This is a genomic window from Psychrobium sp. 1_MG-2023, assembly GCF_030689115.1.
Lineage (GTDB): Bacteria > Pseudomonadota > Gammaproteobacteria > Enterobacterales > Psychrobiaceae > Psychrobium.
In genome coordinates this window covers 1-10,119 of sequence record NZ_JAUYVJ010000051.1, presented here as the reverse complement: position 1 = coordinate 10,119, position 10,119 = coordinate 1, and the positions used below count along the sequence as shown (strand labels likewise).

Annotated in this window: 9 protein-coding genes and 1 pseudogene; 9 read left to right on the top strand and 1 reads right to left on the bottom strand. The window is 41.7% G+C overall.

Annotated elements, in window-relative coordinates; translation table 11 throughout:
* The 8 genes and pseudogenes from Q8W26_RS17345 to Q8W26_RS17310 all read left to right on the top strand — a co-directional run.
* Positions 1 to 825 (top strand): annotated as a pseudogene (locus Q8W26_RS17345) (electron transport complex subunit RsxC); the annotation flags it as partial.
* 10 nt (positions 826 to 835) lie between these two features.
* Positions 836 to 1,912 carry an electron transport complex subunit RsxD gene (gene rsxD, locus Q8W26_RS17340; protein ID WP_101215895.1) on the top strand — a complete coding sequence of 359 codons (1,077 nt, stop codon included), beginning with the start codon at positions 836 to 838 and terminating at the stop codon, positions 1,910 to 1,912.
* Positions 1,902 to 2,540 carry an electron transport complex subunit RsxG gene (gene rsxG / locus Q8W26_RS17335; RefSeq protein ID WP_370694296.1) on the top strand — a complete coding sequence of 213 codons (639 nt, stop codon included), beginning with the start codon at positions 1,902 to 1,904 and terminating at the stop codon, positions 2,538 to 2,540. Before rsxD ends, rsxG begins: the two co-directional genes overlap by 11 nt.
* Complete coding sequence (locus Q8W26_RS17330) at positions 2,537 to 3,235, top strand: electron transport complex subunit E (RefSeq protein ID WP_101215897.1); 699 nt, start codon at positions 2,537 to 2,539, stop codon at positions 3,233 to 3,235. The genes rsxG and Q8W26_RS17330 overlap by 4 nt, the downstream gene beginning before the upstream one ends.
* A gap of 5 nt (positions 3,236 to 3,240) precedes the next feature.
* The gene (gene nth, locus Q8W26_RS17325; protein ID WP_101215898.1) at positions 3,241 to 3,876 is read left to right on the top strand and encodes an endonuclease III; all 636 of its coding nucleotides are present in this window, start codon (positions 3,241 to 3,243) and stop codon (positions 3,874 to 3,876) included.
* Positions 3,877 to 3,887: 11 nt separating this feature from the next.
* On the top strand, positions 3,888 to 4,295 hold the full coding sequence (gloA, locus tag Q8W26_RS17320) for a lactoylglutathione lyase (RefSeq protein ID WP_101215899.1): 408 nt from the start codon (positions 3,888 to 3,890) through the stop codon (positions 4,293 to 4,295).
* An 814-nt stretch (positions 4,296 to 5,109) separates the two neighbouring features.
* Positions 5,110 to 5,982 carry a GyrI-like domain-containing protein gene (locus tag Q8W26_RS17315; RefSeq protein WP_101215900.1) on the top strand — a complete coding sequence of 291 codons (873 nt, stop codon included), beginning with the start codon at positions 5,110 to 5,112 and terminating at the stop codon, positions 5,980 to 5,982.
* Between the two features lie 99 nt (positions 5,983 to 6,081).
* A complete protein-coding gene (locus tag Q8W26_RS17310) occupies positions 6,082 to 7,107 on the top strand; it encodes a hypothetical protein (RefSeq protein ID WP_305473841.1) in 1,026 nt (341 codons plus the stop codon).
* Between the two features lie 618 nt (positions 7,108 to 7,725).
* On the opposite strand, the gene Q8W26_RS17305 is transcribed toward Q8W26_RS17310, so the two are convergent.
* Positions 7,726 to 8,607, bottom strand: coding sequence for an OmpA family protein (locus tag Q8W26_RS17305; RefSeq protein WP_101215901.1), 882 nt, complete (start codon positions 8,605 to 8,607; stop codon positions 7,726 to 7,728).
* Between the two features lie 193 nt (positions 8,608 to 8,800).
* Between Q8W26_RS17305 and rnt the strand changes: the two genes are divergently transcribed.
* A complete protein-coding gene (rnt, locus tag Q8W26_RS17300; protein WP_101215902.1) occupies positions 8,801 to 9,457 on the top strand; it encodes a ribonuclease T in 657 nt (218 codons plus the stop codon).
* The last annotated feature ends 662 nt before the right edge of the window (positions 9,458 to 10,119 follow it).

Below are 10,119 nucleotides of genomic sequence, written 5' to 3'. Positions count from 1 at the left end.
CCGTCAGTGAATAGCGCTGCCGACGACAAAAAAGCACGCATTGCCGCTGCTGTTGCCAAAGCAAAAGCCAAAACTCAGGCTAAAAAAGCACAGCCGGATGAATCTCCTGAGGCATTAGAAGAGGCAGAACCGTCAGTGAATAGCGCTGCCGACGACAAAAAAGCACGCATTGCCGCTGCTGTTGCCAAAGCAAAAGCCAAAGCTCAGGCTAAAAAAGCACAGCCGGATGAATCTCCTGAGGCATTAGAAGAGGCAGAGCCGTCAGTGAATAGCGCTGCCGACGACAAAAAAGCACGCATTGCCGCTGCTGTTGCCAAAGCAAAAGCCAAAGCTCAAGCTAAAAAAGCACAGCCGGATGAACCTCCTGAGGCATTTGAAGAGGCAGAGCCGTCAGTAGATAGCGCTGCCGATGACAAAAAAGCACGCATTGCCGCTGCTGTTGCCAAAGCAAAAGCCAAAGCTCAGGCTAAAAAAGCACAGCCGGATGAATCTCCTGAGGCATTAGAAGAGGCAGAGCCGTCAGTGAATAGCGCTGCCGACGACAAAAAAGCACGCATTGCCGCTGCTGTAGCCAAAGCAAAAGCCAAGGCTCAGGCCAAGAAAGTAAAAACAGATGATTATAGTCCCAAGGCTACGCCATCAGAAGACATGGTTGAGCCAACAGAGAATTCTGGGATAGTACCTACCAAGGAACTAAGTAATGAAGGCATTAGTCCAGAAGACGCAAAAAAAGCGCGAGTAGCTGCAGCAGTTGCTAAAGCTAAGGCAAAAGCACTGGCACGGAAACAAGGCCGACACTCAAACGATGATAATCAAAATTCTTAGGTATTAAAATATGTTTTTATCAGTTACTCCATCTCCTCATAAAGTCGGGCAAGCGAATACCGCCAAAATGATGCGTAATGTTGCTCTCGCAACGCTCCCCGGCATCATCGCATTAATGTACTTTTTTGGCTTTGGCGTTCTTATCCAGCTAGTTATATGCATGTTAACGGCTGTTATCACTGAAGCGCTGATTTTAAAAGTTCGAAAGAAGCCAATTAGCCTGACTCTAAAAGATAACAGTGCATTATTAACTGGCTTACTTTTGGGTATTTCAATCCCTCCCCTCGCACCGTGGTGGATAGGGGCCTTAGGTGTTTCATTTGCAATCATTGTTGCAAAACAACTCTATGGTGGCTTAGGGTTTAATCTATTTAACCCAGCAATGATAGGTTACGTATTATTACTAATTTCATTTCCACTACAAATGACCACTTGGCAGGTTCCTTTTGAAGTGGCACAGCATTCACTATCTTTTATCGATGAGTTAAGCGCGGTCTTCTCTGGGTACACGACCAGCGGTGTGAGTGTTAATGACTTACGGTTAACGGTCGACGGCATTACCATGGCGACCCCCCTTGATAGTTTAAAAACTGATTTAACTCAAGGACTAACCAGTAGCGAAGCAACCAATAAACCAGCTTATAGCACAATGGCGGGCTTAGGCTGGGAGTGGGTAAACCTCGCATTTTTGCTGGGTGGATTGATTTTACTAAAGCTTAAAATGATCCGCTGGCATATTCCTGTTGCGATGCTCTCATCATTATTTTTATGTACACTTATCGGTTACTTGCTCGCACCAGATAGCCATGGCACCCCGGTGTTTCACCTGTTAAGTGGCGCGACTATGTTAGGTGCATTCTTTATAGCAACCGACCCAGTCACCGCAGCAACGAGTAATAAAGGCCGCTTAATTTTTGGCGCTTTAATCGGTGTATTAATTTATATCATTCGTAATTTTGGTGGTTTTCCAGATGCAATTGCATTTGCCGTATTGCTCGCGAATATGACAGTCCCTGTAATCGATTACTATACCAAACCTGTTAGTTATGGTTCTGCAAACCATCGTAAGGAGGTTAATGATGAATAATGTTATTACCAAAAATGGACTTATCCTAGCGGGTTTTGCCCTATGCGTGACTATGATAGTTGCTATCACACATCAAGGGACAAAAGAGAAGATTGCTGAGCAAGAGCAAAAACAACTGTTAAAGATTCTCGACCAAGTTATTGACTCGACAAGCTATAATAACGCCTTATACAAACACTGTGTTCCTGTACTCTCTGAACAATTTCTTGGCAGTAAAGAAGAACAACGTGCTTTTGTGGCTTTACATAACGAGCAACCCGTTGCGATAGCTATCGAAACCATCGCACCAAATGGTTATAACGGTAACATCGACCTTGTGGTTGGTATAAATTATCAAGGTGTTGTGACTGGCGTTCGTACTTTGAGTCACCAAGAAACTCCGGGCTTAGGCGATAAAATAGAAATTAAAAAAGCACCGTGGATTACTACCTTCAACAGTAAATTTATAACCAAACATGATGATGAGCAGTGGCAAGTTAAAAAAGACGGCGGTCAATTTGACCAATTTACAGGTGCAACCATTACCCCAAGAGCTGTCGTTCAAGCAGTTAAAAACACGTTGGTTTATTTCAAACGTAATAAAGAGACATTATTTATGAGTACTGCTCGTTGTGGAGAGTCAAAATGAATCAATACGCTGAATTAACCTGGCAAGGCTTGTGGAAGAATAACCCCGGACTAGTGCAATTGCTAGGCTTATGTCCATTATTAGCCGTGACTTCAACAGTGACTAATGCCATTGGCATGAGCTTAGCTACAATTGCGGTAATGATTGGCTCCAATGCGACAGTATCGTTGATCAGAACATGGATCCCAAAAGAGATACGAATACCGATTTTCGTGATGATTATTGCTGGCTTTGTTACCTGCGTTCAATTGCTGTTTAATGCTTATGCTTATGGTCTCTATCAATCCCTAGGCATCTTCTTACCATTGATCGTCACCAATTGTATCATTATCGGGCGAGCAGAAGCTTACGCTTCTAAGAATACTCTTCTACCCTCTGTCTACGACGGTTTTATCATGGGTATTGGTTTTAGTCTCGTCTTAATCATTTTAGGAGCTATTAGGGAAGTACTAGGTCAAGGCACCTTATTCGATGGGGCAGAACTTCTTTTAGGTGAATGGGCCAGCTCATTACGAGTTGAAGTGATGCAACTGGATCATTCGTTCCTGTTTATCATGCTACCTCCTGGTGCATTTGTAGCCTTAGGCTTTATCTTAGCGGCAAAGAACAGTCTCAATAGTCGAATGGAGTCACTTGTTGAACCACAAATAGAAGCAGATAAACCACAACGCGTTCGAATTAATAAGGTCAGTTAGTCACTATGAACAAAGTGAAGCGTCAACAAATTTTAGAGATCCTAAGGGACGATAACCCACACCCCGAGACAGAGTTAGAATATAGCTCACCATTTGAGTTATTGGTGGCAGTAACACTATCTGCACAAGCAACTGACGTAAGTGTTAACAAAGCGACACGTAAACTATTCCCAGTTGCTAATACACCGCAAGCGATTGTTGATTTAGGCGTTGAGGGGCTAAAGACTTATATAAAAACTATCGGACTGTATAACTCAAAAGCGGTTAATGTGGTTAAAGCTTGTCAGATGCTAGTTGATCTGCATGATAGTGAAGTACCGCAGAACCGTGAAGCATTAGAAGCCCTACCGGGCGTTGGGCGTAAAACAGCAAATGTGGTACTCAATACGGCATTTGGCTGGCCGACAATTGCCGTTGACACACACATTTTCCGTGTATCAAACCGTACCAAATTGGCTATGGGAAAAAATGTCGATCAGGTCGAAGAAAAGTTACTAAAAGTTATACCAAAAGAATTCAAAGTGGATGTTCATCATTGGTTGATTCTACTTGGGCGCTATACCTGCGTCGCAAGAAAACCTCGTTGTGGCTCATGTATTATCGAGCACTTATGTGAATATAAAGAAAAAACAGAAATTTAACCGGAGACACTATGCGATTTCTACACACCATGTTACGAGTCGGTAATCTAGAGCGCTCAATTAGCTTTTATACCGAAGCACTGAACATGAAGCTATTACGTCAATCTGAAAATACCGAATATCGCTACACCCTAGCCTTTCTGGGCTACCAAGATGAAAGCGAAGGTACTGTATTAGAATTAACCTATAACTGGGATACTGACAGCTATGATCAAGGCACTGCATTTGGTCACCTCGCGATTGGTTGTGACGATATCTACACTACCTGTGAGTCATTAAAAGCTGCAGGCGCTGTGATTTGTCGAGAGCCAGGTCCGGTAAAAGGCGGCACCACTGTCATTGCCTTTGTCGAAGACCCTGATGGTTATAAAATTGAATTGATTGAAAACAAGCACGCTGGTAAAGGGTTAACTGGGTAATAGTAAGCTAGAGGCCCCGCTATGACGCGAGTTAATTAAGTGTCATAGCACAATAGCAACAAACAAGCCTATAAATAATCTTTAGTAATCAGATTGGCACCTCTACTCCCAGTTTATAAGCTTAAATACCGGCCGTTGAATGAACCTTTTAACGGTTGCATTAAACATTATTAAGTGAGGTGTTAGTTTGTCATAATTGTGCTTACTTTTGACAACGATTATTAACATGAAACCAATTTCCCACAGTAGGAAAAAATTATTGTATTCGCTTTACTTAAGTAAGCCGCGCAATAACATCATCTAATGCTTTCTCGCCTACCTTACCCCAACTGGTATCGATAATTACTGTAGTAAAGTCTTCCTAAATATCGCGTACAATGATGGCAACCTCCTTTTTGATAACCCCTGAACCTTATTTTTTAATTTTCCGCTGACAAGCTAAAGCAGATAAGCTAACTCGGTCGCCAATCACAATAGCTCATCGATTAAAATCATTAACACGAGGTTAAAGTCCATCACGGTGAGCAGGTCGACTGCACATGATAAAGGTTATGCAAAAGGGGTATGGCTGATAGCAATTACTGGCTTATGCTTGCTGCTCATGACATGTGTCCAGCACACAAACCAAAGTACGGTATTTATAGCAGTGAATAGTTAGAACAATGAACAGGAAAAATAAAGTAAGTTGATAGAGGATGTACCTGTGACAGTTAACAATAAAAAACAGCACTCATTTGAAACATTGCCATTGATTAATTTCATGCGTTAAACTGCTGAATTAATTAACCAAGTTTAGTTAAAGGCGTAAAAACAAATGACCAACCATCTCAACAATAACTCACAAATTATTAGCTTAGTTGGACAGTATATTTATGATCACAGTGACCAAACAATTACTTTAGAAGCGCTAGCAGCACATACTGGCTTTTCAAAGTTTCACTTCAATCGCATATTTTTTGCCGCGACAGGTTTTCAACTAGGCGAATTTATACAGCGACAAAAACTAGAAAAAGCGTTTTATTTAATTAAAGAAGGCAACGAAAACATTTTACATGTTGCATTGTCCGTTGGTTATGAATCAGCTTCTTCTTTTACCCGCGCATTTAAAAAGAATTTCTCAGTAACGCCAAGCGACATTATTCGTGGCAAGCTGCCAAGAAATGAGCGTGCGGGTAGCTTACCTCCTAAAAAGCTAATCACTGAACAGGTACTTAAACCAGTATGGAAAACACTGCCATCCAGAAAAATATACGGACTATATGGTAAAGGGTTTAGTAAGCAATCTTTTTCAGTTGTTGCCGGTCAATTATACGGCCGTTTAGCCGAGCTATCGGCACCACTCAGTTATTCACAATTGCAACCTATTGGCGTGTCTATTGACAACCCTTGGGCAGGAGAGCAACAAGAAAGCCGTTTTTTTGCTGGTTTTACTGCAGGGTTATCTGATGCTCATTCAGAGCTAGAAGTGTTCCATTGGCAGGCTGGGCAGTGGGCCTGTTTTACGCATATTGGCCCACATAGCACTATGTGGCAAACGATTTCTCAAGTCTATGCACAATGGGTTTTGCCTCACAATATTAAGCTGAAAGATCAGCAAATTATTCAGTTATATTTGAATAACCCTTTAGAAACTAAGCCCGAGCTAATGATGACTGAATTATATTTTGCTGTTGAAGAAAACCCTTAGCGCATTCCTGATTAATTAAACCGCACTTTCTGCACAGATGAATTTTGTACAAACCGGTATAGTTAACAAATATCATTTTTAGAACAAAGAGATAAAGCCATGACTGATAAAATAATAAAACTGTGCTGGGCTGTTCTGACCATAGTAGGAGTCTTAACAAGCCAGCTAACGTTAGCGAACAGCACCACGACATTAATGACAACGGAAGTTGATTTTTTTAATCAACAAGCCAATCGCCCAACTAAGATAAAGTTCTGGTACCAAAGCGATGTAGAAACATGTAACGCTAAGCTCTGTCTATCGAACAGCCAAAATCCTCAACGTATCGCAATTATTTCACATGGAGCATTCGGCTCTCCGCGCTCAATGAATTGGTTAGGCTATTCATTAGCTTCTCAAGGATGGCTGGTCGCTGGAGTCGCTCACTATGGAGAGTCTTGGGTCTATGGACAAGAAACAATCGACCCAAGCACAGTAATGCGTTTTTGGCACCGACCTCAAGACATTAGCTTTGCCATCGATAGTTTAACAAAGCATCAGCTGTTTAATATTCCTCTGGTTACCAACAAATTATTGATGATAGGTCACTCTTCTGGCGGTTTCACTGCGCTAGCAACCGTTGGCGCCAAGTTAGACGCAACAAAATCCCAAGCGTATTGTTCTTCAAAAAAAGCGCTCAAAGATAAGGGCTGCCTCTACAGTTCTAAAAAGCAACACCAACCAATAAGCAAAGAAATGATAAATAAAATTGGCCACCTACAAGATCAAATGCAAGATGAGAGAATTGTTGCGGCGATTGCATTAGATCCCGCTTTAGGTCATGCAACAAGCAAGCAAAGCTTGCAAAGTATCAACGTGCCTACACTAGTGATTGGCTCAGTCAATAACGACTTTTTGCCATTTAGCGAACACGCCACATACTATGCTAGCCATATAAAGAATGCTAACTTGGCCGGCATAAAACACGGGGCTGGTCATTTTATTTACATTGATCAATGCGATTCGGAGATAAAAGCAAATGGTGTTCCTATTTGTAAAGACAGAGACGGCGTAGACCGCAAATTATTGCAGAGAAAAACCCTAGGTCATATATTTAGCTTCATAAATAAAAACAATTTAAGTTAAACATAATGCCCTACTGCATCAGTTTTTAGCATAATTGAAAACTATGTTTATCCTGCGATTCAATAACGCTCCATCACAAACTCAAGATAAAACTAGATGACAAGCTATTCATAGGGCTCTAGTGTAATGTTGCGCTCAACAACATGGTAGCAGGAATCGATTGACTATCGTTGTACTTTGGCTACACAACAAAGGCTATATTTAAACATAGCGACCGCCGTGCAATTCGCACCAAAACTGCCATCTTTAATCGGTAATAGATCGAAAAAATGATTACAGCTGTGCCAAAGAGATGATGGTTGGTATCTACCGCAAGCTTCTGTTGAGTGTAATTCCTGCAAGATGAGGAAACTGCACAGAGGCATAATTGAAATATCTTGAGCAAAAGAAAATAGTGAAATGGATATATAAGCACAGGTACTATTCAATAGCACGCATCACGTGGCAAGTCATCACTCTAGAGCCTCAAAGACGCTAGTTTTCCTTTTTTATAGAGGGCCTATCGCGCACGATTTGGTTAGATTGATAGAAAATAAATACTGGGTAAGGATGAGTACTTAAATAAAAAACCGCTGCGACATCAAGCTATAGCGGCCTTCGTCCGTTCATTAAAGCCAGCTAATAACCGCGATTCATTGTGATCACAACACGCCTGTTGGCATCACGTCCTTGAATCTTTTGGTTTGACGCAATATGGCGCTTTTCGCCATACCCATTGACCGTGATTTTATTACCTGCGATACCAACTTCTTCAAGTACTTTCTTCATTTGCTCGGCACGTTTTTGTGACAGCATTTCGTTATTATACCGGCCACCATAACTATCAGTATACGAATCAATGACCACCAATTCCATTTCTGGTTCATGCTTCAAAAAGTCCTGGATCATTTTAAGCTTATTCTGCGAACGGCGATCAAGTTCCTGACTATTCTTCTTATAATTTAAGGTAGTGAATGAAATGTCTTCAAAGCTATAAGGTAACAAGTTTGCGACACAATCCATAAACAACTCATGCTGAGGCGCAAAATTAACCGCTGAGACAGCAACAGCAACGGTATCTCGTTGGTTATACCAATCTTGATAAAAGAACGTTGGGTGCATTCCTTTTTCGAGCTCCCCGAGCATCATCCAAGCTTTGTCATCTTCAAGCTCACCATTAAACTGCTTGAAGTAAGCAATGTCGGTAATATGCCTCGATGGCATAGAACCACGCCAGCTTGGGGCAATAGAGCGAAGCTCTACTTCAGTTCGCTGTGCTGGCTTTAAACGCATAGCAAGTTCAAAATCTAAGTTTATATTTTTGTTGGCAACACTCGAAAAGTTAGCCAGACCGTATCTTGGGATATTATGCTCTAGTATACAGGCCGTTGGCGTACTCTTAGTGAGAGACCAGCTTGATTGTTCAATTGATGCCGAATAATTCTTCATCATTGCCTGACTACTAAACGAGGTCGTTAATAGAGCAGAGACGACAATAGCTACTTTTCGTATTCCTACCATAATAAGATCCAACAAATAAACGATTTCATACAAAGAGTATCGGCAAAAAACCTCGATACTTTAGTGAACTTTACATTTTTTAGAAATTAACCACTACAACTGCCAGAATAACCATGAAGAGATAAAATTGCTACTAGTAGTCAGTTAAAGAATCTTAGATAATATACCTTTACCACTACTAGATAGTTTATACATGTCATCTAATCAAGCTCCTTTATTTAGCCAGCGTTTTCGTGGCTACTACCCTGTCGTCATTGATATTGAAACTGCTGGCTTTAATGCACAAACAGACGCAGTCCTTGAACTGGCTGCCAGCGTTTTATCCATGGATGACCAAGGGATACTAACTATCAAAGAAACTCACCACTACCATATTGAACCGTTTGAGGGCGCAAACCTAGAACAGGCATCATTGGATTTTACAGGTATTGATCCATACAACCCGCTTAGAGGTGCAGTTAGTGAGCGCGACGCTTTACATGATTTGTTTAAAAATGTTAGAAAATCAATGAAAGCAGCAGGCTGCCATCGAGCTATCTTAGTTGCCCATAATGCTGCATTTGATCAAAGTTTCTTTAAAGCTGCAACGGCCCGTAGCGGGTTGAAACGAGATCCATTTCACCCATTTGTAACATTCGATACCACAACATTATCGGGGCTTGCTTTAGGGCAAACCGTTTTAGCTAAGGCATGTAAAGAAGCAGGGATCGACTTTGACGGTAATGAGGCACACTCAGCACTTTACGATACAGAACGTACCGCTGAGTTATTTTGTCATATTGTCAATAAGTGGCAAACAATGGGCGGTTGGAGTTTCCCAAGCCCCGACGAAGATCAGGCCAACCAATAAATTAAAAACCACTCCTACTGCCCTGATAGCTATATTCAGGGCGTATGCAAGCTTCAAAACCATACCAGCAGTAAGCTAGGCACTCTTAAAACATTTCTATTTTGATACGTTGAGCTTACATTACATGGCGCTATACCTCTTAAATTAATTACGTGACCAACTTAAGCACTACTTTAATGAGTTGCAGCCCTAACATCGTCCAACGCAGTCATTAACAGATCCCAGCTAAAAACCTGCTGGGATGACACTATGGATTTAAACGCAAAAAAGCCGCTACATTCTGCAGCGGCTTTCTCTCGATAGGTGATTGGGAATGCCCTACTCCCTCGGCTCGCTTTCCCTCGGACAGCGTTCGAGGAAACAAGAGACGACTAAGTTGGGGAACCCCCACGCGGCCACGTTAATAACAACGTACACCTTAACTGTATTGCACTGTGCAGTCCCTTGAACTAGATTCAAGGAAACAAGCTGTGCCTATGTTGATCCGCGAGCGATGATCGTTGCCTCGGCGCAACATCTTTTCACTACACAATGATGTAGGCTTATCGTCACGCGTAAATAACTAAACATCAGAAAACAAAAAAACCGCTACATTTCTGCAGCGGCTTTCTCTAAATAGGTGTCTAGCAATGTCCTACTCTCACATGGGGAAACCCCACACT

Bases quoted from the DNA above. Each gene is read 5' to 3' on its own strand.
- gloA (WP_101215899.1), top strand. From the start codon at position 3,888: ATGCGATTTCTACACACCATGTTACGAGTCGGTAATCTAGAGCGCTCA.
- nth (WP_101215898.1), top strand. From the start codon at position 3,241: ATGAACAAAGTGAAGCGTCAACAAATTTTAGAGATCCTAAGGGACGAT.
- rsxG (WP_370694296.1), top strand. From the start codon at position 1,902: ATGATGAATAATGTTATTACCAAAAATGGACTTATCCTAGCGGGTTTT.
- Q8W26_RS17330 (WP_101215897.1), top strand. From the start codon at position 2,537: ATGAATCAATACGCTGAATTAACCTGGCAAGGCTTGTGGAAGAATAAC.
- rsxD (WP_101215895.1), top strand. From the start codon at position 836: ATGTTTTTATCAGTTACTCCATCTCCTCATAAAGTCGGGCAAGCGAAT.
- Q8W26_RS17315 (WP_101215900.1), top strand. From the start codon at position 5,110: ATGACCAACCATCTCAACAATAACTCACAAATTATTAGCTTAGTTGGA.
- Q8W26_RS17310 (WP_305473841.1), top strand. From the start codon at position 6,082: ATGACTGATAAAATAATAAAACTGTGCTGGGCTGTTCTGACCATAGTA.
- rnt (WP_101215902.1), top strand. From the start codon at position 8,801: ATGTCATCTAATCAAGCTCCTTTATTTAGCCAGCGTTTTCGTGGCTAC.
- Q8W26_RS17305 (WP_101215901.1), bottom strand. From the start codon at position 8,607: ATGGTAGGAATACGAAAAGTAGCTATTGTCGTCTCTGCTCTATTAACG.